Source organism: Levilactobacillus koreensis JCM 16448, from assembly GCF_001435525.1.
Lineage (GTDB): Bacteria > Bacillota > Bacilli > Lactobacillales > Lactobacillaceae > Levilactobacillus > Levilactobacillus koreensis.
The window spans coordinates 37626-63482 of record NZ_AZDP01000118.1 but is presented as its reverse complement, the minus strand read 5'-3'; the positions used below and the strand labels follow the sequence as shown (position 1 = coordinate 63482).

The following is a 25857-nucleotide window of genomic DNA, read 5'->3' as shown; positions in this document are numbered from 1 at the left end:
TAAACGATAAGAATGATTGAATTTGAAAAGCCTAACATTCATAAAATTGACGAAAGCAGCAACTACGGTAAGTTTATTGTCGAACCGTTGGAACGTGGCTACGGGACAACGCTAGGGAATTCCTTACGGCGGATCTTGCTTTCTTCATTACCTGGTGCAGCTGTTACCAGCATTCAAATCGACGGGGTTCTGCATGAATTTTCTACTATCGAAGGTGTCGTTGAAGATGTCACGCAAATCATCTTAAATGTTAAGAAGATTGCGTTGAAGCTTAACGGTTCTGACGATCAAGAAGAAACCATGGAGATCAACGTTAAGGGTCCTGCTCAAGTTACCGCTGGTGACATTGTCGCAGGCGCTGACGTCGATGTGTTGAACCCAGATCTGTACATTGCTACAGTTGCGGATGGGGCAACGTTCCATATGCGGATGACGGCGGATAAGGGCCGTGGTTATGTTTCTGCTGACGAGAATAAGACTCGCAACACAGATATGCCAATTGGTGTCTTAGCCGTAGATTCTATTTACACCCCAATCGAACGGGTTAACTACCAAGTAGAGAATGCACGGGTTGGCCAACGGGCTGACTACGATAAATTGACCCTGGATGTTTGGACAAACGGTTCAATTAATCCAAGCGAAGCCATTGCTCTGGCTGCTAAGATCTTGACCGAACATCTGGCTATGTTTGTCGACTTGACCGACGAAGCTAAGAATGCGGAAATCATGGTTGAAAAGGAAGAGACTCACAAGGAAAAGATGCTTGAGATGACCATCGAAGAGCTCGACTTGTCCGTCCGTTCTTACAACTGTTTGAAGCGTGCTGGTATCAACACGGTTCAGGAATTGACTAATAAGACCGAAGCAGACATGATGAAGGTTCGTAACTTGGGTCGCAAGTCCCTTGAAGAAGTTAAGGCTAAGTTAAGCGACTTAGGGTTATCACTTCGGAAGGAAGACTAATTTTAGACACTCAAAGGAGGGTTTCTGGTTATGAGTTACCGTAAATTACAACGGACTAGTTCTCAACGTCGTGCATTGTTACGCGATTTGACTACCAGTTTAATTTTGAACGGCCGCATCGAAACGACTGAAGCACGCGCTAAGGAAGTTCGTAAGACGGCTGACCAAATGATTACCTTGGGCAAGCAAGGCGACTTACATGCTCGTCGGCAAGCTGCTGCTTTCATCCGTAACGTTGTTGCAGATGTTAAGGAAGATGGCGACGATGTCGTTGTTACCAGCGCATTGCAAAAGGTATTCAGTGAATTAGCACCTAAGTACGCAGACCGTAACGGTGGTTACACGCGTATCTTAAAGACGATGCCTCGTCGCGGTGATGGTGCCGCTATGGCCATCTTGGAATTCGTTGACTAATCTTTGGTTAACAGTTTTCGGGAGTAATCACGTCCTTAAACGGGATACAAATAAGCATTAAATTAATCACTAGAACCATGTGGTATAGAGCGCTATGATGATGGGGAATTTCCGAGTCTAGCTTGAATGGGGGCTAACGCCTCAGCGCCGCTGGTTTGTTAGTGATTTTTTTGTACTCTTTTTTTGGTTCACGCTGTGAGGTATCGTGTGATCGTGGTGTCCATAGAAAACAGATTGGATCCGGCTGGACGCATTGCAGATACTAGGGCTGCTTTGATTCGGATTTTGGTCTACTGCAACGACTATTGAAAATTTGTATTTCTCTGTAAGTTACTGTCCACTGTGTCGCAGGCCGCTTCACAGGCTGCGACCGGTCCTCACAGTGTGGCGTCTGACAGTCGCAGGCGAATATATTTGTTGCTGAACACTTCGGGTTTGCCTGAATATTTGGTATAATTACCGGTGACATTTTGCGTAAGGAGATGACGGATGATGGCAAACATCATTGAAGTCGCACATCTATCGTATCGCTACCGGAACGGTGAGCAGGACGTCGACCAGCGCCCCGCGTTAAACGACGTTAGTTTCACCGTTCAGGCCGGTGAGTGGCTGGCCATCGTCGGTCATAACGGTAGTGGCAAGTCGACGTTAGCGAAGTCGCTAGACGGCCTCTTGCCATTCACCGAAGGGACCATCACGGTTGGTGGGATTAAATTGACGCCTGAGACCGTTTGGCAGGTCCGTGAAAAGATTGGCATGATTTTCCAGAATCCTGACAACCAGTTTGTCGGCGCCACCGTTGAAGATGACGTCGCCTTTGGTTTGGAGAACCGGCAGATTGCCCGTGCCGATATGGTACCACGGGTCCAAGCGGCCATTGAAGAAGTCGGCATGACCGAGTTCGCCCATCGTGAGCCCAGTTCCCTTTCTGGTGGGCAAAAGCAGCGGGTGGCCTTGGCCGGCATCGTGACGATTGCGCCGGACATTTTAATTTTAGATGAAGCCACCAGCATGCTGGATCCCCAGGGGCGGCGCGACATGCTCGAACTAGTCCGGCGGTTACGCACCAACCAGCACTTGACCGTCATCTCCATCACTCACGACATCGACGAGGCTGCCAATGCCGACCGCGTACTGGCGATCGACGATGGCCAATTAGTTGAAGAGGCCGACCCTGCCACCATTTTTGCGCAGGGGGATCGCCTGGTTCAACTGGGACTGGACTTACCTTTTACATCGAAATTACAGGCCGCCCTTCGACAACGGGGCATCACACCACCGGACGGCTATCTGACCACGGCGGAAATGGAGGCATGGTTGTGGCAATCTCTTTCGAACACGTAACCTATACGTATCAGGCGGGGACGCCCATGGCCAATACCGCGTTGACCGACGTTTCCTTTGACGTGCCAGATCACGGCTACCTGGCCATTATCGGCCATACCGGGAGCGGCAAATCGACGCTGATTCAGGAGTTGAACGCACTGTTGAAACCAACTTCCGGGACCGTTCACGTCGATGATTTTACGATCACCCCGAAGACAACTAACGCTGACCTCAAGCCATTACGGCAACACGTCGGCATGGTCTTCCAGTTTCCAGAGAGCCAGCTATTTGAGGAGACCATTCGCAAGGATATTGCGTTTGGACCGCAGAACTTTGGCATGAATGAGACCGACGCCAATCAATTAGCCGATGAAATGTTGACGACGGTGGGTCTCGGCAGCAGTTTCGCCGATCGGTCGCCGTTTGAACTTTCCGGCGGACAAATGCGGCGGGTCGCTATTGCCGGTGTACTGGCGATGCGGCCCCAGGTACTCGTCCTCGATGAACCGACCGCCGGACTTGATCCGCGTGGTCGCGAGGAAATGATGACGCTTTTTGACCAGTTGCATCGGGAGCAGGGACTGACCATCGTGTTGGTCACCCATCAGATGGAGGACGTGGCCGAGTATGCCGAACAGGTCGCCGTCATGCGGCAGGGACGGCTCGTCAAATTTGGTACACCCCAGGAGGTCTTCCAAGACCCCGACTGGTTACGCGCCAATCAACTGGATGTGCCACGGGCGGCGCGGTTCGCCCAAGCACTTGCGGCCAAAGGGGTGGCGTGGGACCAATTGCCATTGACTGCTGAGCAGCTGGCCGACCAATTGGCCGCACGCTGGCCACAGAGGGGGTCCGCCGATGTCTAGTTTTATTTTTGGCCGGTACTTGCCGTTGAACTCGGTAGTCCACCGACTGGATCCACGGGCCAAGCTCATGCTGAGCTTCTGTTATATCATTCTGGTCTTTTTAGCGAATAATTTAGTGAGTTATGCCATTCTGATTGCCTTTACGATTGGCGCCATTCTCGCGTCGAAAATCAGTCTCGGCTTTTTCCTCAAAGGTATTCGGCCGTTACTGTGGTTGATCGTCTTTACGGTGATCTTACAGCTGCTGTTTAGCCCGGTCGGCGGACAGACGTACTTTCACTGGGCATTTATCAATATTACTCAGTTCGGACTGGTCAACGCCGGGTTCATTTTCATCCGCTTCTTGCTGATCATTATGTTCTCGACGTTGCTGACACTATCGACACAGCCACTGGACATCGCGACCGGTTTGGCGTCACTGATGAAGCCGTTACGGTGGGTGCACGTGCCGGTGGATACGTTGGCCATGATGCTATCGATCGCGTTACGGTTCGTGCCGACGTTGATGGATGAAGCCACGAAGATCATGAATGCGCAGCGCGCTCGAGGTGTGGATTTTGGCGAGGGTGGCTTGTTTAAACAGGCCAAGTCGTTGATTCCACTAATGGTGCCGCTGTTTATGAGTGCCTTTAACCGGGCCGAAGACTTGTCAACAGCCATGGAGGCGCGGGGGTATCAAGATAGTGAGCACCGCAGCCAGTACCGCATTTTAACTTGGCAAAAACGGGATACGATCACTTGGTTAATATTTTTAATTGGATTTGCGGCGATACTTGCTTGTCGCCACTGGTAGGAGAGAGATGCAGATGCAACGTTACAAGGTAACTTTTATGTATGATGGAACCGACTTTGCCGGCTTCCAGCGCCAACCCAACAAGCGGACGGTGGAGAGCGTCTTGACCAAAGTCGTCAATAAAATGGCGAAGAACCCGACGCCCGCCATCGTCATCTACGGCTCGGGGCGGACCGACGCAGGGGTCCATGCCTTAGCGCAGGTGGCCCACTTCGACTTTCCCTTCCTGATTCCCGCGGAGAACATGCGCAAGGGCTTAAACAGCATGTTACCGATGGATATGGAGGTCTTGAAGGTCGAGGAGGTCGCTGCCGACTTTCATGCACGGTATGACGTGTCCGGCAAGCGCTACCTGTACCGGATGGATATGGGCGAATTCCGCAATCCGTTCAAGCGCAACTATACGGGGCATTGGAAATTTCCAGTCGACCTGAAAAAAATCAACGTGGCTCTACAAGACTTAGTGGGGGAACACGATTACACGAGTTTTGTAGCATCCGGCGCGCAGACGCGGACGTTCGTGCGGACCATCTACGAAGCCACCTGCCATATTGATGAAGCAAACCACGAGTTGGTCTTTGAATTTTACGGTAACGGTTTCATGTACAACCAGGTCCGTATCATGGTTGGTGTGCTGGTTGAAATCGGGGCTGGCACCCGACCAGTTCATGATATTTTACGACTGTACGAGGTTAAGGATCGGCGGCAGGCCAGAAGAACGGTCGCGGCGGCGGGCTTATATCTCAAACACGTCTATTATCAGGGGGAGGACCCCGAACACCCGACGAAATTACCCCAACATCAGCGGTAAATTTCGTTAGGGGGACAAACAATCATTGACTTTATGGGAAAAACTTTGTATTATGGTTGTTGGTATTGTTTGCCCCACGATAAGCCCCGGAAAGTTTACTTGGTGTCAGACAAACACAGATTTATGGAGGAATTTAACGTGCGTACAACTTATATTGCAAAACCAAACGATGTTGACCGCAAATGGTACATCGTGGACGCAACTGATGTTAGCTTAGGTCGTCTTGCTTCAGTCGTTGCTTCCGTATTACGCGGTAAGAACAAGCCAACGTTCACGCCTAACGTGGACACTGGTGACAACGTAATCGTCATCAACGCTGCTAAGGTTGGTTTAACCGGCCGTAAGGCAACCGACAAGATTTATTACCACCATACCGGTTTCGCCGGTGGCTTGAAGTCACGGACTGCTGGTAACTTCCGGGATCAAAACCCAGAAAAGTTGATCGAAACTTCTGTACAAGGTATGCTCCCTAAGAACTCCTTAGGTCACCAAATGGCATTGAAGCTTCACGTGTACGCTGGTGCAGACCACAAGCACGAAGCACAAAAGCCAGAAGTATTAGACATTACTAACCTAATCTAAGGAGGAAACCAAATTGGCACAAGTTCAATATCGCGGCACTGGCCGTCGTAAAAACTCTTCTGCTCGTGTACGTTTAGTACCCGGCTCAGGTAAAATTGTTATGAACAAGAAGGCAATCGAAGACTACATTCCATTTGCAAGTATTCGTGAAGTCGTCTTACAACCATTCAACGTTACGGAAACTCTCGGTAACTACGATGCATTAGTTACTGTCCATGGTGGCGGTTTCTCCGGCCAAGCCGGCGCAACTCGTCATGGGATTGCTCGGGCATTGCTCGAAGTAGACCCAGACTTCCGTGGTCCGCTTAAGCGTGCAGGTCTTTTGACCCGTGACGCTCGGATGAAGGAACGTAAGAAGCCAGGTCTCAAGAAGGCCCGTAAAGCTTCACAATTCTCAAAGCGTTAATATTTCGATATTTTCGATTTGGAAATCCTCACCAAGTTATTGGTGGGGATTTTTTGTTTGGGGCAAAATGTGAAGATGGACGTGATCAGATTCGTTTTAAAGGCCAAGTACCGGTCGCATCAATTTCTCATCCACCTCTCACCACACTATCCTTTGTGCAAAATGGGGATTGTTTTTCCTGCCGCTTTGTCTTAAGCTGAATGGGAAGTCTTTGACAGGATAGGAAAATCATGGAAAAAATTAAACAATCTAAGTTATTTGATACATTATCCAAAAAGATGGTTTGGGGGTTTATCTTCCTGATCACGCTGGGAACGGTTTTTCTGAGCTTGCCCGCAGCCACACAGGGGGCGCAGGGAACCCGATTTATCGACACCGTGTTTACCGCGGCGTCCGCAACTTGTATTACCGGCCTCACGGTGGTCAACACCGCGCAGCACTGGTCTTTTTTTGGTCAAGTCGTCATTTTGATCTTATCGGAGATCGGTGCGCTGGGTTACATGACGTTTGCCGTTTTACTGTTCAACATCATCCGGCGTAATATTGGTCTGTCGACACAGTTGATGGTCAAGGAATCGTTGAATCTGGAAAATTTAAGCGACACTAAGAGCGTTTTAAAGTACGTTTTTGGCCTCTCTGCGCTCTTTCAAATTGGCGGTGCCATCTTGCTGGCCTTCGATTTTGTCGACCGTTATGGGTGGAAGCGGGGGCTGTACGTGTCCGTCTACCATTCTGTCATGTCATTTTGTAACGCCGGGTTCGATGTCTTCGGCGATAGTTTGATGGGCTTTCGCGACGACAGCTACCTGCTAATTGTCACGATTATTTTGATCATTGGTGGGGGCCTGGGCTTTCTAGTTTGGCGGGACCTGTTGCTGTTCCACGAACGCCACCGGTTGAGTCTGAACTCGAAGCTGACGTTGGTGACGACGGGGACGCTGTTCGTGGTGGGGTTCGTGCTATTGTTGATTACGGAAAAGGATCTGTCGTTGCTGCCCAAGGGAACGTCATGGATCAACCGGACCGTCAACACGCTATTTCTCAGTGTGACACCACGGACGGCGGGACTGATTACGTTGCCGACCAGTGACCTTCAGTCCGGGAGTGTCTTCTTACTGATGATTCTGATGTTTGTCGGGGGGACGCCCGGGTCGACCGCCGGTGGGATCAAGACCACGACGTTTGGTGTGTTGATGCTCCAAAGTATCGCACAGCTCCGCGGTAAAAAAGACGTGGAGTTCAGTCGCCGGCGATTCAGTCAGTCGAACATCAGCCGCGCGCTACTTTTGGTTTTTCTGGCCAGCATCGTCATCGTTTTAGCCACGCTGATTCTGACCCAAACGGAACGGATTCCTAAGGGTTTTGGTCTCGAATACATCGTGTTTGAAGTATTATCGGCGTTTGGGACAGTTGGGCTGAGCCTGGGCCTGACACCACATTTAACGGTCATTGGCAAGATTGTCATTATGTTGTTGATGTTTATCGGTCGGGTCGGCATCTTCACGTCGCTGTACTCGTTGTCGAAGCGCCAGACCAAGGTCAACCAGATTCGGTACCCTGAAGAAAATATCTTAATCGGTTAAGGAGTATGTGAAAATGAAGAAGAGTTTTGCGGTCCTCGGCCTCGGTCGTTTCGGCCAGAGCGTGGTCCAAACGTTGGCGTCTGCACATCAGGATGTTCTGGCGGTCGACGTCAAAGAGGAACCGGTCAACGCGATGATGGATATTGCGACGCAGACGCTGATTGCGGATACCCGTGATGAAGATGTCTTGCGCGGGTTGAACATTGATACCTTTGATTACGTCATCGTCGGTATTGGTAACAACATGGAGGCGAGTATCTTGACCACCATGCTCGCCAAGGAGCTCGGTGCCAAAAAGGTGATTGCCAAGGCCGAAACTAGTGACCACGGGCGGGTGCTTAAACGGGTCGGGGCCGATCAAGTGACCTTCCCCGAGCGTGATATGGGGCACGGCATCGTGCGCAAATTGTTGTCCAATCACATTCTGAACTTCATCGACCTTAGTGACGAGTACACGCTTGCCGAGGTGGTTATTACTGACCCGAACTTCGTGAACCAGGACCTGATTGCCCTGAACCTACGGCAACGTTTCGACCTGACCGTCATTGCCATTCAGCATGATGGCAAGATCAACATTTCGCCACAACCATCCGCTATCGTCCAGCTTCATGATGTGTTGACGGTGGTTGGGCCGATTAAGAGCGTTGAAGCTTTAGATGAGTCTTTGAAGAAGTAATTGAATTAGAAATAGGGGCGCTTGCTGAGGGGTGAGCGCCCTTTGTTGTCCAGTCGTTTGATGAGTGAGGGGGTCGGTGCGGTTGTGGTTGTATGTGACCTCTGAGACTGTTATAGTTGGTCCATTCCCAAATAAGAAGCTGGTGAGAGTTTATGATGAATGCAGAAACAAATAGCGCACAGGATCTGGACAGCCTGTTAAAAGAGGTTAGACCACGGAACCCCATAATTCTCACTGATAGCGAGCAAAACAAGTATGCGGTTATTGGACTGGCAGAATATAATGACTATATTGAACTTAAAAAGAAAGAAATATTAGAGGACATCAAACGAGATATGGTTCATGCGACTGAGAGTGGGTATATCTCCAACGAAGATGTCAAAAAGAAATTTGGACTTAAATGAAATACAATCTGCAAATTTCAATGGATATAGTTCGAGACTTGGAGAACTTAAATGACTATTTAACGCAGTATTTCTCAGCTGAAGTTGCGAAGAAGAGTCTTCAGGTAATTGTTGATGCTTATCAACTACTAGCTGAGTTTCCTAATCAGGGTTTAGTGATTCAGGAATTGACGTCCTTAATGCTGATATATTATCGGCTAATCTTGCCACGAAATGTTATTTTCTATACCGTCAATAGTAGTGAAAGGGTTGTAAGCCTGCAGCGTCTTTTTTCACACAAACAAGATATGATGAAGATATTCAAAGAATGGTTAAATGTTCAGGATAGACTAGATGGCTTTCAAAGTTAACACGATTCAACTAAAAGGACAAGGTTGGGTGTACATTTTAGCGGCATAGATTTGTAGGTAAGCGTAGGGACACAATACATTCCGTGGTCCCTTTTCTTGTACAGTCGTTTGACGACTAATGGGGTCCATACGGTTGCCATTGCCTCTGGCTGGTCGAGTAGGTATAGTTGGATTAAATAGCTACCGAATGGGGGACAATCAATGAATGACGATCTGTTCAAAATCACCAATTGGTTACGCGTCAAAAGTCACCAGCAAATGGTCACCCAGGAGGCCGATGAACTGAATCGTGCGCGGGCTGCCCAGCTACTCTACTATATTCAGGGCACCTGTTTGGCCGTTTATGGGGTGAGCGCCTTCACAGACAAGTTGATTGCCGGCAAACGGGGCGTGGAACTCGGGCGGTTGACCGCCCAGTATCCGGGGGTTCGTGGCATCGTCGGCTATCTAACTGAACGGACATTGACCGACTATGATGCGTTGGCGACCTGTGAGCCGTTCACGTCCGTTTTGGAAGGTGTTTGGCAGAACCTAGGGGACTTGTCGGCCATGCAGCTGATGTGGCGGGTACGGCGAGATGATCCGTGGCAACAGACCCCCCGCGGGGAGGCCTTAGATTTAGATATGATTACCACGTATTTTCGCGAGAATGTGGTGAATTGAAATTGGCTGGGAGGCCCGGGGGCTAGAAAAAGCTAGAGATTTTATTATCACGTGGTTGATAGCCAAGTCCTTAGTCACCCAGTCGGTGCCACTCTGCGTTATCCTAAAGGTAAGAACGGATCGACTAAGAGACGAATCAATGGCACGCGACGTTGCAGCAACCTTTATGCGGTCGTCGGCAGGAGTGCCCTCGGTCTTAAATATAGGTAATCGTAAGTGAGGTGAGTCATATGCATCAAGACACACACAAGGCGTCTTCAATTGACGTCGAACGACTGGCAGAAATTGCGGCGGTATTAGGTGTGGTGATTCCGCTGATTCTGAGTTATTTGAGTCAAATTTGAAGATTTAGCAGACAGGTTAAAAATCGTACGCCAGAGTCGAGTATCTTCAAAAAGTAGGAAGGCAACAGTGATGAATGACGTAAATTAGGGAAAGATGGAAAGTAATATCGATCATCTAACCAAGTCTGTGGACCACCTAACTGCTCACGTTGATCGACTTCCAACGCAGAATTGGGTTGAAAACAGAATCAGTACCAGGTTAATTAAGAATTTCCAATGGCTAGTCGGGCTAGAAATCACCATTATCGGTATCATTGTCCCAGTCATCATCACCTATTTTCTAAATAACTAACAAAAAGTGCTACCCACCCAACCGACAAAATTCGGTTTAGTGAGTAGCACTTTCTTCTATATAACTAGTCAGTTAAGGAACACACCGTAGCTTACAGCAAGTGAATGTTCCCCGCCTCACACTTGTCGATCATTTCTTGGGGCCATAGGGCGGCTTGGACTTCGCCGACGTGCGCCTTGCCTAATAACAACATGCAGAGCCGAGATTGACCAATCCCGCCACCAATCGTGAACGGTAAGTCTTCGTTCATGATCATCTTGTGGTAGGGCAAGCTCAGCCGGTCTTCGGCGTGGGCAATCTTCAGTTGCTTTAACATGGAATCGGCATCGACCCGGATTCCCATGCTGGAGATTTCCATCGACTGGTTCAATGGTTCGTACCAGAACAAGATGTCCCCGTTCATTTCCCAGTCGTCATAGTCAGGGGCTCGGCCATCGTGACGCTTACCACTCTTCAGTGCGCCACCGATCTTCATCAGGAAGACACAGCCGAGTTTCTTAGTAATGGCGTTTTCCCGTTCCTTCGGCGTCATCGTTGGGTACATATCTTCGAGTTCTTGCGTGGTGACAAAGTGGATTTCGTCTGGTAAATGGTGAACCGCTTGGGGGAACTTGTACCAAACTTCGTGTTCCATGTGCTTAATGACCTTGAAGATGGTCCGAACGGTGGCCTTCAATGTGTCGATGGTCCGTTCGTCCTTACCGATGATTTTTTCCCAGTCCCATTGGTCGACGTAGGCGGAGTGGTAGTTGTCGAGGTCTTCGTCCTTTCGAATGGCGTTCATGTTGGTGTAGAGGCCTTCGTGCATGTCGAACCCGTAACGCTTCAACGCCACGCGCTTCCATTTTGCCAGGGAGTGGACGATTTCAATCGTTTCGTCGCCCATGTCGGCCATGGTAAATGAAACGGGTTTTTCCACACCGTTCAAGTTGTCGTTGAGCCCGGTCGATTTTGCGACAAACATCGGTGCGGACAGTCGGGAGAGGTTCAGTTGCTTCCCGAATTCTTCTTGGAAGGTCTCTCGAATGTAGCGAATAGCGGCTTGCGTTTCTTTAACGGATAATTTTGGATCGTAGTCCTTTGGAATAATTAAATGCATGGTCATAATCTCCTTTGGGTTGTGTTTGGATAAAATAAAAAGAGTCTCTCATCCCGAAAATCAAGGGACGAGAAACTCTCGCGGTACCACCCAAGTTGTCTATCTGCAGTATAGACCAGCTTAAAAATAGAGTACTAACATACTCCACCGATGGTAACGTACCGGTTAACGGCCACGCCTACTCTGACAATGTCATTTCAGGTAGCAACTAAGAAAGTGTTTTTCGGCTAAGACGAACACTGATTGGGTTTGCACTAACTCCCAACTCACTGACAGGTCGACTTAACGTACTCCTCTTTCCTCCGTTTTTTATCTTATGGGATTAATCCTAGCACGTTTTGACCAGATGTAAATAACAAAATTAAAAATCAGCAAGAATTCTCACTGAAAATGACCGCCAGAATCCAGGCCAGAATTAGGCGTAGCGGGATTTTGAATTTTTTTTAAAACGTGACGGTCTTGTCCGCCCAGACGACTAAATCAACACAGTCGGTCATGGTGCCAGCGGGGCAGTCCGGAGAACTTGGCAGATGGCGGTTCTTGAGACAGGTGCCACAGGCGAGAACGGTGCCGCCAGCGGTTTCGAAACGAGTCAATTCGCCAGTCACATCGTAACGAGCATTCCCCGCGGTGGCCAGCTCGACGCCACCGCCCATCAGAAATAAGTGGACAGCGTGACCAGCTTCTAATCCGGCAACACCAAAGCGCAGCGCGTTCCATACCGTTTCCGGATCCTTGCTTTCCAAAATAACGCCTAACTTCATCGGTCTCATCTTCTTTCGGCTTTTCACCAATCGTATCATATCTGCTCGGGTGGGGACACTGAAATGATTTTGGTTAAGTCCCTGAATGGCTTGGTCAGTGGGCACAAATGGCGTTCGTTGTGATGTGGGATTCTACGTACCTTGATATTGAGGAGGGACGTGCCGATACTTGAGTGGATTAGCAGAATCACTGTAATCATGACAAAAATAAGAGGAGGTACTTGACCGTTGATATGAACGGTCAGGTACCTTTTGCTGTCCAAGGGTAAGTCGACCCTAACTGGTCGTGATACCTTAAAACAGGTCGCAACTGATTAAAGTCGGTGTACAGGTTATGCTATGTTAGTTTTTGGAACCCAACAATCCCAGCAGTATGCGTTTTCAAGCCACTTTACCCTTGACAATTCACCTAAAAATAATTAAACTATGATAATTAGTCTAATCGAATTCTAATTATCATTCAAAAAAGGAGGAATTGGCTTGGGACGACCACATCAACTATTCATTAAAAAGCAAGTACAAACGGACTTGTATAAGAAAACGGGGTTGGAGAAGACCTTAACGGCGTTCAGCCTGATCACCATGGGAATTGGCGCCATCGTCGGTTCCGGGATCTTCATCACGCCCGGTCTGATTGCCGCAAACTATACCGGTCCCAGCGTCATGCTCTCTTACCTGATTGCCGTGGTCGTCTGTGCCATGGCCGCGCTGTGTTATTCCGAATTTTCCTCGACGATTCCGCTAGCCGGGAGTGCCTATACCTATGTCTACGCCGTCTTCGGTGAGTTCGCCGCTTGGATTCTCGGCTGGGCGCTCATTTCCGAGTACCTCTTCGCCGTGTCGTCGGTGGCCGTCAGTTGGTCGTCGTACTTCCAGAACCTGTTAAACGGGTTTGGACTAAAGCTGCCACCGTTCCTTCAAGCTGCGGCGGGAACCGCGGGTGTCAAAGGGGGCGGCATCGATATCGTGGCCCTCGCCATCACCATGATCGTTGCCTGGCTCCTGTCCAAGGGGATTCGCGAGTCCGCGCGCATCAACAACATCATGGTCATCGTTAAGATCTTAGTTATCCTACTGTTCATCGGCATTGCCGTGTTTTACGTGAAGCCCGCCAACTACAATCCATTCCTACCGTTTGGGACGCAAGGTATCTTCAAGGGGGCCGCGGTCGCCTTTTACGCCTACATCGGCTTCGACGCCGTGTCCACTGCCAGTGAGGAGGTCAAGAATCCCAAGCGCAACATGCCTATCGGAATCATCAGCTCCCTGTTAGTCGCCGCCGTGCTCTACATTAGCCTGTCGGCGGTGTTGGTCGGTGTGGTCCACTATACGAAATTAAACGTGGCCGACCCGGTCGCCTTAGCGTTGACGCTGATCCACCAGAACTGGGCGTCCGGCGTGATCTCACTGGGGGCCATCGTGGGGATGACCACCGTGCTCATCGTCATGTCCTACGGGGGCACACGCCTACTATTTGCCATCAGTCGTGACGGCCTGTTGCCCAAGCCACTGATGAAATTGAATCCCAAAACGCACGTGCCAGTCGCCAATACCTGGATCTTCGGCGTCATCGCCAGCATTTTTGCGGCCGTGATTCCCATCGATAAGATTGCGGAATTGGTCAACATTGGCACGCTGTCGGCGTTTGCTATGGTCTCACTCGGCATCGTCTTCCTACGACACGACGAACGGTTTAAAAAATTAGATACCTCGTTCAAGGTGCCGTGGTATCCGTTCTTGCCGATTGCGTCGTTCTTAGCTTGCCTGTACTTGATGACGCAGCTGCAGCCATTTACGTGGGAAGCGTTCGGTGTGTGGGTCGTCCTGGGCCTCATCGTCTACGCCGCCTACGGTTACCGTCACAGCCGGGTGCGCGAACTTGCGGACTAAACTTTAGTGGGCTGCGATGATGATTTATTTTCATCAGCCATGAGGGACAGTCACTCACAGAAGGTAATCCAGCTAATGTGTAGCGCTTACATTCGTGGTAGAATAGTTTTAGCGCTTTCAATGTTTGCGGTCAACCACTAGCTTGTTTGGCCGCAAACACCGTTAAAAATAAATGAAACCAAGAGGGATGACCCAAGTTGCGTTACCTAGCAAGTAAGAGTTTAGACATTCGGGAGAACCTGGCGCTGGAGACCTATCTGATGGAGCACGCCGATCTCACGGAACCGATTTTGTATTTCTACATCAATTCACCCTGTATCATTGTTGGCCGCTACCAAAACGTGTTGGCGGAGATCAATCAACAGTACGTCGATGACAATCACATCATTTTAACGCGGCGGACGTCCGGCGGCGGGGCCGTGTATGACGACCTCGGCAACGTCATCTTTAGCTTTATCACTAAGGACGATGGCGATGCCGTGGGTAATTTCAAACGGTTCACCGATCCCGTGATCACCGCGTTACATAAGATGGGCGCGAGTGGGGCGGCGATGACCGGGCGCAATGACCTGACCATCGACGGCAAGAAGTTCTCCGGTAACGCCATGCACGTGGAGAATGGCCGAATGTTCTCCCATGGCACGCTGATGTACGACGTCGACCAGACGCAGATTGCCAAGTCCCTGCAGGTGCCAGCCGACAAGCTCGCGTCCAAAGGGGTCAAGTCGGTGCGGAGCCGCGTGACCAATCTGCGGCCGTACTTCGAAGCGGCTTACCAACACCTGACGATCGAGGAGTTCCGCGACACGTTAGCCAAGGAAATCTTGAACGTGACGGATCTGCAGGACGCTCATCAGTACCAGCTGACGGTGGCCGACCAGCAGGGCGTGGCGGATCTCAGTGCCAAATACTTTAAGAATTGGGACTGGATCTACGGCAACGACCCGGCCTACAGCTTGAAGCGTCGACAACATTTCACAGCGGGCACGGTCGAGTTCGACTTGAACGTGGATCAGGGGAAAATTAAAGCCATTCAGATTCACGGCGACTTCTTCGGCCAACGCCCGATTACGGACGTCACGGCCAAATTGACCGGCGTCACCTACACGTCCGCGGCCGTTCAAGCGGTATTTGACGAGTTGGATGTGCCGAGCTACTTTGGCAAGATTCCGGCTCAGGACCTGGTTGACCTGTTGACCCGTCAACCGCAAACAAAATAAGACCTGACACTCGAAAAGAGTGAGTCGGAAGGCGGTTAGTCAGTGCGTATTAACGGCGTTGACCGCCTTTTGTCGCCCGTTTCGACCATATGTGTTCGGAGCGCAAAGCGGGTCTGGGACTTTTGTCTCAGACCCGTCATTTTGAATCAATAGTGTTGGGGGTTGACTGCAAAATGGGTAAAGCGATTGCTGGCGTTGAATCGGGTAACGTGAGACCGGACGGGGTTCGGCAGTAACGCGGCCATCTTCCGGCACGTTTGCCACCAATAGTTCTATATTTTCCTTAAGCTTCACGGGGGATTAGAAAGTGTTAAGGCTCAACTCCTATAATGGTCAAGTCAATCATGACCAAAATAATTAAAAGTATCAACCGCCCGGTAGTCTTGCGGACGGACTGAAAGGGTGGTTACTAACCATGGATATGGAACGGCGGCAACGGCCGCAAAAAAAGCGTCATCCCATTCGTAACATCATCATTGTTTTACTTCTCGCCTTAATTGCGGGGGGCACGGCCTACGGGATGAATAAATACCAGAGTATTAAGAGCACCGTGAAGACGACGTATAAGGCCTCAGGGGCGACCAAACTACGCAATGCCAGTGCGGTTTTACAGGCCAAGAAGCCAGTCTCTATCCTCCTGTTAGGGACGGACACCGGGGCCTTGGGGCGTAATTTTAAGGGTCGAACGGACAGCATGATGGTCGTGACCATCAACCCGAAGACCAATAAGACCACGATCACCAGCATTCCCCGCGATACGGCGGTCAACGTGCCGGGCTTTGCGGACTACGGTGTGGCAAAGATCAACGCGGCCTACGCCTGGGGTCAGTCGAAGACGGCGATCACCACCGTGCAGAAGATGCTGAACATCCCGATTGATTTCTACGCCATCATCAACATGGGTGGCATGGAAAAGATTATCGATGAGGTCGGTGGGGTGACGGTGAAACCAACGCTGAGCTTTCGTTATGGAGGGTACACGTTCAAGAAAGGCGTGAAGACCCACATGAACGGCAAGAAGGCCTTGGCTTACTCCCGGATGCGTGATGACGATCCAAAGGGTGATTACGGTCGACAAACGCGGCAACGGAAGGTCATTATGGCCCTGTTGAACAAGTCGGGGTCGGTCTCCTCGCTGCTAAATGAGGATTTCGTCAACTCATTGACCAAGCAGACGCAAACGGACCTGACGTTTGACGACTTAACGGCGCTGGCGACAAACTACCGCAAGGCCACGCAGGCCAAAAACATCAGTACGACCCATATCCAGGGGAGTAGCGCGACCATCAACGGTCAGAGCATGGAAGTGGCCTCGAAGTCCGAGCTCCAGCGGGTGACCAATTATATCCGTAAGGCGTTAGGGCTGAGTCAGGCGACGACCGGAAAGATTGCCCAGATGGACACGGATAGCAATAGCAGCACGAGTAGTCGGGAGTCAAGTTCGACTAGTAACAACAATGATAGCCAACATAACGGCTTTTAGAATAAGGGCTAAATAAGTCTGTCTCACACCAAGAACGGTGTTGGGGCAGACTTTTTGTGCCCCTTAAAAGATAATGGTAACAGCGATTAATCATATGCACATATAAGCAAAAGTGTAACGCAAACGTTTTAATTGGAGAAGTCTATCCATAGTATAATGATGAAGAAAATTTTGAAGAGTTCGCATAATCGCGTGATTAACTATCAGCAATATAGAATATGTTACGACGGTTAACTAACGTATACACCATTTATAGGGTACCCATGATTTACTTTTGCGGGGACCAATTTATACTCGGTCATAGGCTACAGTTTGCTCAATCGTAATTTGGGCAAATGGGGGAGTAAAAAGAATGCCAGTTTTCGTGTGCCGCCGTGATGGCGTTGGGCACGACTGACATTGTAGTTAGGGGGATTAAGTGACGTTGAGTAAGTATGATTATCTGGTTGTGGGGGCCGGGCTTTTCGGGGCAGTCTTCGCTCACGAGGCCGCGTTACATCAGAAGCGGGTCAAAGTAATCGAAAAAAGAGACCACGTCGCTGGGAACATCTACACCAAGGAAATCGCCGGGATTCAGGTCCACCAGTACGGCGCACATATCTTTCATACCTCTGACAAACAGATTTGGGATTATGTGCAGCAATTTGCGACGTTTAACCGTTACACGAATAGTCCAATGGCGAATTACCAAGGGAAAATGTACAACTTGCCCTTCAATATGAATACCTTTAGTGAGCTGTGGGGTGTACGGACGCCAGCCGAGGCGCAGCGGAAAATTGAAAGTCAGCGGGCCAGTCTAAACCTAGTGGGTACGCCAAGAAACCTGGAAGAACAAGCCATTTCGCTGGTGGGAACGGATATTTATGAAAAATTGATCAAGGGGTACACGGAAAAGCAGTGGGGGCAGCGAGCAAAGGACCTGCCGGCGTTCATCATTCGCCGACTCCCCGTTCGCTATACGTTTGATAACAATTATTTCAATGACACCTATCAAGGCATTCCAATCGGGGGGTACACCCAGATTGTGGAAAAGATGCTGGCAAACGACTTGATCGATGTCGAAACTGGCGTGGATTTTTTTGACCATAAGACTGAGTATTTGCGCGAGTATCCCAAGGTGATCTTCAGTGGGATGATCGACCAATACTTTGACTACCAGCTAGGTGAGTTGGCCTATCGTTCGCTGCGATTTGAAACGGAAGAGTTGCCTGTCGCTAACTATCAGGGCAACGCCGTGGTCAATTACACGGACGCTGCGACGCCGTTTACCAGAATTATTGAGCATAAGCATTTTGAATTTGGAAAGGGCGCCGCGGATAGGACCATTATTACCCGTGAGTATCCTCAGGCCTGGCAGCGTGGGGATGAGCCCTACTATCCCGTTAATAATGTCGAAAATAACGCGCTTTACAAGGCATACGCGGCGTTAGCTAAGCATGAGCAGAACGTCATTTTTGGTGGCCGGCTGGGTCAATATCGATATTTTGATATGCACCAGGTCATTCACGCGGCATTGGTCGTCGCCAGAAGGGAATTAGATTGATGAAAGCTTGGGGAAGGGGGATCTCCAAAGTGATAGCTGATACAGATGGTGTCCAGAAAAAGCGAGTCTATCACATCTGCAAGCGTGTATTTGATTTGATCATGAGTGTGATCGCCTTAGTTGTCCTGTGGCCAGTCTTCTTAGTCATTGCCATTGCCATCAAGGTCGATGACCCGCATGGGGGTGTGTTCTATTCTCAGACCAGAATTGGTAAGGATGGACGCCAATTTAAGATGTTTAAATTCCGTTCGATGGTCACTGACGCGGATAAAAAATTAAAGACGCTGTTAAAGTACAACGAAATCGACGGCCCCATGTTCAAGATGAAGGAGGACCCACGCATCACGCGGGTGGGAAAGTTTATTCGTAAACACAGTCTGGACGAGCTCCCGCAGTTGGTGAACGTCCTCTTGGGTGACATGTCACTGGTCGGTCCACGACCACCACTGCCTAGGGAGGTTAAGGAGTACGGTTTGACTGACGTGCAGCGCTTGGCGGTCGTGCCGGGTTGTACCGGATTATGGCAGATTAGCGGACGCAACAACGTGAGCTTCGACACAATGGTTGCCTTGGATCTGAAGTACATTCGGGAGGCCAATATCTGGGTCGACTTTGTGATTTTGCTCAAGACATTCCGGATCATTATTAGTCCAAATGATGCCTATTGAGGTTTAGGAGTAGGCATCTCAATGCTTTCTTCACCTTCCTGGCAGCTGGATATGGGGTCGATGGGAGTTTGATGGTATGAATGTGGTTCGTAATTATCTGTATAACGCGGGATATCAATTGTTGACCCTGATAGTGCCCTTTATCACGGTTCCCTACATTGCTAGGGTGCTCGGGCCCGAGGGTGTCGGCATCAATTCGTATACCAATTCCATCATCACGTATTTTTTGCTACTGGGAACGTTAGGAATCACGGTTTATGGTAACCGCGAGATTGCGTATCATCGCGATAATTTCGAACAACGCACCAAGACGTTCTGGGAGATCGAGTTGCTCCAGGTAATGACGGTGGTCGTCGCGTACGGACTATTCTTGGTCTTCGTCTTATTTCAGACCACCTATCGGGGATACTTTCTATTGCAGTCGTTGTGGATCGTTGCGGGTGTCTTCGATATCTCTTGGTTATTCATGGGGATGGAGGATTTCAAGAAGACGGTGCTCCGAAATTCGCTGGTCAAGATTGCCTCGTTGGTCGCGATATTTACGCTGGTTAAGAGTCAAGCGGACGTCGGAACTTACATTATGATCTTGGGACTGGCTCAGGTCTTAGGGAACCTCACGCTCTGGCCGTATCTGCACACCGTTGTGGGGAAGCCGCGGATTGATTTTTCCGGTATTCTCAGTCATCTCAAGCCGACCATCGTGTTGTTTATTCCGCAGATTGCGACGCAGGTCTACTTGCAGCTAAATCGAACCATGCTGGGCCAGTTCGATTCTGTGACGTCGGCGGGGTATTACGACTTTGCGGATAAATTGGTCAAGATGGTCCTGGCGGTGATTACCGCTACTGGGACGGTGATGTTGCCGCACATGTCGCATTTGGCGGCGCAGGGAAGTCTTCGGCGACTGAATCGGCTGTTATATAAGTCGTTTAGTTTTTCCAGCCTGTTGGCGTTACCCCTGATGTTTGGTTTAGCGGCGACCGCCAACTCGCTGGTTCCCCTGTACTACGGCCCCAAATTCAGCATTGTCAGTCAGCTGATCATGATCGAAGCGCCGGTCGCCCTCCTAATTGGGTGGAGCAACGTCATCGGCTTGCAGTACCTGATGCCGTTGAAGCGGGTCAAAGACTACACCGCCTCCGTGACGTACGGTGCGTTGGCCAACATCGTCATTAACGTGCCACTGATCCTGACCTTGGGGGTGAGTGGAGCAACGATTGCGACCGTCGTCTCGGAAGTGGTTGTGACGGCCTATCAGCTGTTTGTGATTCGGGATATGGTTAGCTACCGCAATCTATTTGCGGATGGGTGGAAGTTCCTACTGGCCGCCGTGGCGATGTTCATTCCGGTCTTCTGGTTGAACAGCACCATGAGTGTATCGGCAATCAGCTTGGCGTTGCAAGTCACATTAGGAATCGGAATCTACTTTGGCATTTTGTCGATATTGAAGCCAGATATTCTGCGGGAAGGTCTTTACTATTTGAAGAGTCGGCAGAAGTGATGGATTGATGGCGTCATTGAGAAGTGGGGGTCAGCTGGATGAGTTTTAAACGACGAAGCGTTGTGCGTAACGGCCTGATCATGACCGTTCTCCTGCTGGTTATCGGTCTGATAGGTTACTTTAAGTCGAGCAGTACCATGGTGGTTAATTTTGTGGATGAGAACGGGACACCGGTGACGGCCCCGTTGAAAACGATTGGCCGGCCGAATTCGGTGTACAAATTAAAGGCTGCGCACATCCCGGGGTACACGCTCACCCGCACCCACTATCGGTTTCGGTATGCGTACGGGACCTCGCAGCAGCAGGTGGTCTACCATCCTGAGGTGGTGGCGTCATTGGATAAATTATTGAAGGCCCAATACATTGGGGTCTCTGCTCAAGACGTGACGACGAACACCTTCAATGGCGTTCAGTCGATCCCTTACGACCAGAGTGACAATCGCTTGCGGGTCTTATACGCTGACAAGCTAAATGACTGGCACACCTTTAGTACCAACTATCCCGACGTTGACATTCAAGATCCCACGTTATTTAAGCTGGGGGAGTTCTGGTTCATTACGTATACCGGTGGCGTCTTGCGGTCGACGGATCTAAGCAACTGGGACCTGATCAAGACGAATACGTCGCCAAGGTTTCAAGACATCATCGCGCCGTCCTTAGTGCACGTGGATACGAAGACCCGCATGGTGTTCACGGCACCGGCGCCCAAGGGACACGTACTAGAAAGCTTCGTGGCCCCATTTAACGATACGACCGGTCAGCCGAACTTAGCTAAGGCCCAACGGATTCGCGGCGTTGACGGGGCAAGTACCTCTGCGTGCTTGTATAAGGGGCAAAATGATTACTACCTGACCTATGGTGGGCAAGCGTCGGGCATCGTTTACATCAAGAAGTCAAAGACGATTACCGGCAAATATCAGTTGGTCCGCAAGATCGTTCCGCCCAAGGGCAGCTGCTACTACGCGCCGACCTTTGCGCTAAACGAGGCCGGTAAGGTTAAGGGCATCGTCTACAGTTCCTACTACTACGATGAATCGAGTGACCTGGCCTACAATGGCGCGTTTATGCAGTCGACGATCTTGACGGCAGCGACGCCGGTTCCATTAACTGGTAATTTTGCGTTTCAAAAATTTGGCGTCATCAAACTTGGTGCGGATTAGGAGGCAGACGGTTGGAAACTTTAGTCACTTTTTTTAAAAGTATTCGTAAGGACTGGCCGCTCTTTCTGTTTCCCATCATCGTGTGCTTTGCGTTTGCCAGCATCTTCATTGGGACCGAGCAGTCAGTGGTCGTGAGTCGCATTATTGTTCAGAACCGGGGCAACCGGCAGTGGGACACGTTATCGATCCCGGTATATCAAACGATGCTCAAGAATCCAACGGTGATTCGCTCGGCACAGACCGCCTTGAAGCGCGACTACAACGTTGAGGTCAGTCAGGCACAACTGGTCAGTAGCATTGAGACCAAGCCCGTCGTCCACGGTAACGCGCTGGCCATCACGGCGACCTCACGTGATCCGCAGCTGGCGATGGCCATCGGCAAACAGGTCACCGCAAGCATGTATTACACGTTGACGTCGTACTTACCGGCTAAAAACGTACGGATTGATCCGCACACCAGTTTCAAGCAGCAGGGGGTCGATCCCGGGTTTGCACTGGTGATCTCGCTTCTAGTGGGATTGGAGATTGGCCAAGGGTTACGGCTACTGATCAGGCGGCGGGGAAAGGGGGAGTTGGATGTCTAGTCATTTGAAACATCCACAGCGCATGCTTCGGTGGTCGCTGGGCATCTACTACCTGGGAACCCTGCTGTACATGGCGTACACCTTCCTGCAAACCACGCTCTTCTCTGCGCTGATCCCTAACGCCGCCTTCAGTCTGGCGAAGTACCTCTGTTTGGCGATATTCGTCGCTCGCATTTTGACAAATAAATACGATGACCGCCAGTTGATGATTGTCTTTGGGGGCTTGTTGCTGGCGGTGTTGATCTATCAAAACTCGGGGGACACGTCGATCGTGGTCCTAATGCTATTTTTGCTGAGTAGCCTGAACTGTCGGTCTGGTGGAGTGGTCAAACTCTACTTCTGGACTGCCTTGGCATTGATGGCCGTCACGATTGGGAGCGCTCTAGTGGGGGTGCTGGATAACTATCAGTACCAGGTCAACGGTAGCGTGCGTTACGCCTTCGGTTTCCTGTACAGCACCGACTTTGCGGCGCATATTTTCTATCTGTGTCTGGCGTACGTGTATATTCGCGGCCGACGCCTGAGGAAGCTGGAGTTCATCATTCCAGTGATATTGGCGGTGCTCGTGTACGTGCTGACGAAAGCCAAGCTAGACACGGTGCTACTGATTCTGATCATATTAGCTGCGATGGACTACCGGCGACTGTCGGCCTCGCAGATGAAAAAGTTCGACCGGTGGCTCTACCTGTTTCCGGTACTGATGGCGACGCTGTCCATCGGCGGGTCGTGGCTATTTACACCAACGAACGACGTTTTTGTCAAAGTCGACGATTTCTTTACCCACCGTTTGGCAATGGGGCATCTGGCCCTGTATGAATATCCCATACGGTGGTTTGGCCAGTACGTTTTTCAACAGGGAAGTGGGGGGCTGACCTTTCCAACGGGACTAACGACCAAGGGAGCCAACTTATCGTACTTCTTCATCGATTCTTCGTACGTCAAGGTATTGCTGAGTTTTGGCCTCATTTCTCTGGGGCTTTACTTATTTGGCCTGAGTCGCGCCATCCGCATCAGTGTGGACCATCAGGCGTATTTATTGCCACTGGTCTTAGTCATTATCTGTATCTCAAGTATCATCGATCATCATCTGTTGGACATTGCCTACAATCCGTTTGTCATCTGTGTCCTAGCTAATAATGCTGTGGGGGGCGTTGGAAGTGAAGAACGTATATATCATTGGTTCAAAAGGGATTCCCGCTAATTATGGTGGGTTTGAAACGTTTGTTGAGAATTTGACGGGGCAGAAAAAGTCGCCGGCATTGCAGTACTACGTGGCGTGCCTAAGCGATGAGAACAGTACGTTTTCGTACAATGGCGCCACCTGTTTCAATGTGCCCGTGCCCAATGTCGGCCCGGGAAAGGCCATTGTCTATGACCTGAAGGCCTTGAAATGGGTAATCGCCCACGTTAAGGAAAACCACGTGCAGTCGGCGGTGGTCTATATCTTGGCTTGCCGCATCGGACCGTTTCTGGCACCGTATTTAAGAAAGCTCCATCAGTTGGGGGTCGCGTGCTACCTCAACCCGGACGGCCACGAGTGGTTGCGGGCGAAATGGAGTAAGCCCGTGCGCCATTACTGGAAGTTGTCCGAGAAAATGATGGTGCGCCAGGTCGACCTGGTCATCTGTGACAGCGTCAATATTGAAAAATACATTCACCAGAACTATGAGAGCAACCGCCTCCAGACCTGCTTCGTGCCGTACGGGGCGACCGTGGCGCGTGAACCAGGGCCCATCTCGGCGGACCAACAAACGTGGTTTGACAATCGGCGGGTCGCGCTGAACGAGTATTACCTGATTGTGGGGCGCTTTGTCCCGGAGAACAACTACGAAACGATGATCAAAGAGTTCATGCAGAGTCAGACTCAGCGACAACTGGTCATCGTGACCAACGTCGAGCACAATAAATTTTACGAGGACCTGGAAGCAGAAACGCACTTTAGTCAGGATCGCCGCATTCAATTTGTCGGCACGGTCTATGATCAAAAGCTACTAAAGGTCATTCGCGAGAACGCGTTCGCCTATCTCCATGGGCACGAGGTGGGTGGCACGAATCCATCACTACTGGAGGCCTTGGCCTCGACGCCGTTAAATCTGCTGTTAAACGTGGGCTTTAACCACGAGGTCGGCAAGGAAGCCGCCAAGTATTGGACTAAGGAAGCCGGTTCCCTGTCGCAGCTGATCGATGAGGTCGATACGTGGGATGACAACCAGCGTCAGGAGTACGGCGTCCGCGCCAAAGCTAGGATTACGCAAGCCTACAACTGGGACGACATCGTCAGCGAGTACGAAGCGATTTTTCTGGGGGAGAACGCATGAAGACAATCCTATTTCTCCACGCCGGCGCGGAACTCTATGGGGCCGACCGCATCCTCTTGAATTTGGTCACCCAGTTGAATCCAGAAAAATTTCATCCAATCGTGGTCTTGCCCATGCAGGGGCCATTGGTCGACGAATTGCGGCAACACCACATTGAGGTGCACGTCATCGACTACCCGATCCTGCGGCGGAAGTATTTCAATCCGCGGGGGATGTTACGGTATACACAGCAGTATCGGCACAGCTGTCGTCAGATTGTTGCGTTGTTGAAGCATCGGGACGTGCAGATCATCCATGCCAACACGCTGGCGGTTTGGGAGGGCATCTATCTCAAACGATTACTGCATGCCAAGCTAGTCTGGCACGTCCACGAGATCATTACGAGCCCGCGGATGGTATTTCTCGCGACTTCGCTAATGGTCGGCCGGTTCGCTGATCAAATCGTGGCGGTCTCAAAGGAAGTCAGCGACCACCTGGTGAGCTCTAAGCTCGTCAGTCCACGGAAAATTCGGGTCGTTTATAACGGCGTCGACACTGAAAAGTTCAAGCCAATGCCGGCTTCGGCAAACTTACAAGCAGAGTTCCAAGTGACTAACGACGACATCGTGATCGGTATGGTCGGCCGCATCAATGCTTGGAAGGGGCAAACCACCTTACTGCGGGCGATGGTCCCGTTGCTAAAGGAAGATCCGCGGCTCAAGCTCATTTTCATCGGCGGCGTCTTTGCCGGTGAAGAACAGCGCAGGCAGGACTTGAAGACGGCCATTGCTCACAGTCGGGTGGCCGGTCAGATTCGGCTAAAGGATTTCAGAAACGACCTGCCCAGTGTATATCAGTTATTCGATGTCTTTGTCTTACCCAGCACGAACCCAGATTCGTTGCCAACGGTCGTCTTGGAGGCGATGGCATCGGGCAAGCCAGTCGTCGGCTTTCGCCATGGCGGGGTGATTGAAATGGTGCAGGACGGCCTGAATGGCTTTCTTGCCACGCCCGTTGATGGGGATGACCTCACGCGCTGCATTCAGGAGCTAGTCGCCAACGCCGGCCTGCGTTCCAAGATGGGTCTCGCCTCACGTGCCCGCGCCGTCCGGTGTTATTCACCGCAGCAGTTTATCCGGGCATTCGAAGATATTTACAATCAACAGTAGATGGAG

26 protein-coding genes and 1 other annotated feature are annotated in these 25857 nt (G+C 50.6%); of the genes, 24 read left to right on the top strand and 2 right to left on the bottom strand.

From position 1 onward, the window contains the following. Positions 1-12 precede the first annotated feature (12 nt). The 13 genes from FC99_RS11345 to FC99_RS11285 all read left to right on the top strand — a co-directional run bounded on the left by FC99_RS11345 (position 13) and on the right by FC99_RS11285 (position 9837). Positions 13-963 carry a DNA-directed RNA polymerase subunit alpha gene (locus FC99_RS11345; protein ID WP_048735550.1) on the top strand — a complete coding sequence of 317 codons (951 nt, stop codon included), beginning with the start codon at positions 13-15 and terminating at the stop codon, positions 961-963. Positions 964-993: 30 nt separating this feature from the next. Beyond that, a complete protein-coding gene (gene rplQ, locus FC99_RS11340) occupies positions 994-1377 on the top strand; it encodes a 50S ribosomal protein L17 (RefSeq protein ID WP_020090123.1) in 384 nt (127 codons plus the stop codon). Positions 1378-1866: 489 nt separating this feature from the next. Further along, positions 1867-2721 carry an energy-coupling factor ABC transporter ATP-binding protein gene (locus FC99_RS11335; RefSeq protein ID WP_082153263.1) on the top strand — a complete coding sequence of 285 codons (855 nt, stop codon included), beginning with the start codon at positions 1867-1869 and terminating at the stop codon, positions 2719-2721. Next, complete coding sequence (locus FC99_RS11330; RefSeq protein ID WP_048735553.1) at positions 2697-3569, top strand: energy-coupling factor ABC transporter ATP-binding protein; 873 nt, start codon at positions 2697-2699, stop codon at positions 3567-3569. The genes FC99_RS11335 and FC99_RS11330 overlap by 25 nt, the downstream gene beginning before the upstream one ends. Continuing rightward, on the top strand, positions 3562-4362 hold the full coding sequence (locus FC99_RS11325; RefSeq protein ID WP_048735555.1) for an energy-coupling factor transporter transmembrane component T family protein: 801 nt from the start codon (positions 3562-3564) through the stop codon (positions 4360-4362). The genes FC99_RS11330 and FC99_RS11325 overlap by 8 nt, the downstream gene beginning before the upstream one ends. A 13-nt stretch (positions 4363-4375) precedes the next feature. Then, a complete protein-coding gene (truA, locus tag FC99_RS11320) occupies positions 4376-5173 on the top strand; it encodes a tRNA pseudouridine(38-40) synthase TruA (protein ID WP_048735557.1) in 798 nt (265 codons plus the stop codon). 138 nt (positions 5174-5311) lie between these two features. Further along, entirely contained in the window at positions 5312-5755 is a 444-nt protein-coding gene (gene rplM / locus FC99_RS11315) for a 50S ribosomal protein L13 (RefSeq protein WP_048735560.1), read from the top strand. Between the two features lie 13 nt (positions 5756-5768). Further along, positions 5769-6161, top strand: a complete 393-nt coding sequence (rpsI, locus tag FC99_RS11310) for a 30S ribosomal protein S9 (RefSeq protein WP_048735562.1) — start codon at positions 5769-5771, stop codon at positions 6159-6161. Positions 6162-6391: 230 nt separating this feature from the next. After that, entirely contained in the window at positions 6392-7744 is a 1353-nt protein-coding gene (locus FC99_RS11305) for a TrkH family potassium uptake protein (protein ID WP_048735564.1), read from the top strand. Positions 7745-7757: 13 nt separating this feature from the next. Further along, the gene (locus FC99_RS11300; protein WP_048735565.1) at positions 7758-8420 is read left to right on the top strand and encodes a potassium channel family protein; all 663 of its coding nucleotides are present in this window, start codon (positions 7758-7760) and stop codon (positions 8418-8420) included. A 152-nt stretch (positions 8421-8572) separates the two neighbouring features. Continuing rightward, entirely contained in the window at positions 8573-8824 is a 252-nt protein-coding gene (locus FC99_RS11295; protein ID WP_048735568.1) for a hypothetical protein, read from the top strand. After that, entirely contained in the window at positions 8821-9174 is a 354-nt protein-coding gene (locus FC99_RS14445) for a type II toxin-antitoxin system RelE/ParE family toxin (protein ID WP_048735569.1), read from the top strand. Before FC99_RS11295 ends, FC99_RS14445 begins: the two co-directional genes overlap by 4 nt. Before the next feature lie 201 nt (positions 9175-9375). Continuing rightward, complete coding sequence (locus FC99_RS11285; protein ID WP_048735571.1) at positions 9376-9837, top strand: Panacea domain-containing protein; 462 nt, start codon at positions 9376-9378, stop codon at positions 9835-9837. Positions 9838-10564: 727 nt separating this feature from the next. Here FC99_RS11285 and asnA read toward each other — a convergent pair. Together asnA and FC99_RS11270 are read right to left on the bottom strand one after the other, a co-directional pair. Continuing rightward, a complete protein-coding gene (gene asnA, locus FC99_RS11275; protein ID WP_048735576.1) occupies positions 10565-11572 on the bottom strand; it encodes an aspartate--ammonia ligase in 1008 nt (335 codons plus the stop codon). Positions 11573-11632: 60 nt separating this feature from the next. After that, positions 11633-11884, bottom strand: a binding site (T-box leader). A 131-nt stretch (positions 11885-12015) separates the two neighbouring features. Then, positions 12016-12336, bottom strand: a complete 321-nt coding sequence (locus tag FC99_RS11270; protein WP_048735578.1) for a DsrE family protein — start codon at positions 12334-12336, stop codon at positions 12016-12018. 480 nt (positions 12337-12816) lie between these two features. Between FC99_RS11270 and FC99_RS11265 the strand changes: the two genes are divergently transcribed. The 11 genes from FC99_RS11265 (at position 12817) to FC99_RS11215 (ending at position 25851) form a co-directional block, all read left to right on the top strand. Continuing rightward, positions 12817-14226: an APC family permease gene (locus FC99_RS11265; protein WP_048735579.1), complete on the top strand. Its 1410-nt coding sequence runs from the start codon at positions 12817-12819 to the stop codon at positions 14224-14226. A 197-nt stretch (positions 14227-14423) separates the two neighbouring features. Continuing rightward, entirely contained in the window at positions 14424-15446 is a 1023-nt protein-coding gene (locus FC99_RS11260; protein ID WP_048735582.1) for a lipoate--protein ligase, read from the top strand. 415 nt (positions 15447-15861) lie between these two features. Next, positions 15862-16929, top strand: a complete 1068-nt coding sequence (locus FC99_RS11255; protein WP_156166939.1) for an LCP family protein — start codon at positions 15862-15864, stop codon at positions 16927-16929. Positions 16930-17353: 424 nt separating this feature from the next. Continuing rightward, positions 17354-18472 (top strand): UDP-galactopyranose mutase, encoded by a 1119-nt coding sequence (gene glf, locus FC99_RS11250; RefSeq protein ID WP_048736388.1) that lies wholly within the window; start codon positions 17354-17356, stop codon positions 18470-18472. After that, a complete protein-coding gene (locus FC99_RS11245; protein WP_048735585.1) occupies positions 18472-19140 on the top strand; it encodes a sugar transferase in 669 nt (222 codons plus the stop codon). Before glf ends, FC99_RS11245 begins: the two co-directional genes overlap by 1 nt. A 76-nt stretch (positions 19141-19216) precedes the next feature. Beyond that, positions 19217-20641, top strand: coding sequence for a flippase (locus FC99_RS11240; protein ID WP_048735586.1), 1425 nt, complete (start codon positions 19217-19219; stop codon positions 20639-20641). Between the two features lie 38 nt (positions 20642-20679). Beyond that, positions 20680-21801: a MucBP domain-containing protein gene (locus FC99_RS11235; protein WP_048735589.1), complete on the top strand. Its 1122-nt coding sequence runs from the start codon at positions 20680-20682 to the stop codon at positions 21799-21801. An 11-nt stretch (positions 21802-21812) separates the two neighbouring features. Further along, a complete protein-coding gene (locus tag FC99_RS11230) occupies positions 21813-22385 on the top strand; it encodes a YveK family protein (RefSeq protein ID WP_048735592.1) in 573 nt (190 codons plus the stop codon). Further along, positions 22378-23586, top strand: coding sequence for a hypothetical protein (locus tag FC99_RS11225; RefSeq protein WP_048735594.1), 1209 nt, complete (start codon positions 22378-22380; stop codon positions 23584-23586). Before FC99_RS11230 ends, FC99_RS11225 begins: the two co-directional genes overlap by 8 nt. Beyond that, positions 23537-24703: a beta 1-4 rhamnosyltransferase Cps2T gene (gene cps2T / locus FC99_RS11220; RefSeq protein ID WP_235805916.1), complete on the top strand. Its 1167-nt coding sequence runs from the start codon at positions 23537-23539 to the stop codon at positions 24701-24703. Before FC99_RS11225 ends, cps2T begins: the two co-directional genes overlap by 50 nt. Continuing rightward, positions 24700-25851: a glycosyltransferase family 4 protein gene (locus tag FC99_RS11215; RefSeq protein WP_048735600.1), complete on the top strand. Its 1152-nt coding sequence runs from the start codon at positions 24700-24702 to the stop codon at positions 25849-25851. Before cps2T ends, FC99_RS11215 begins: the two co-directional genes overlap by 4 nt. Positions 25852-25857 lie beyond the last annotated feature (6 nt).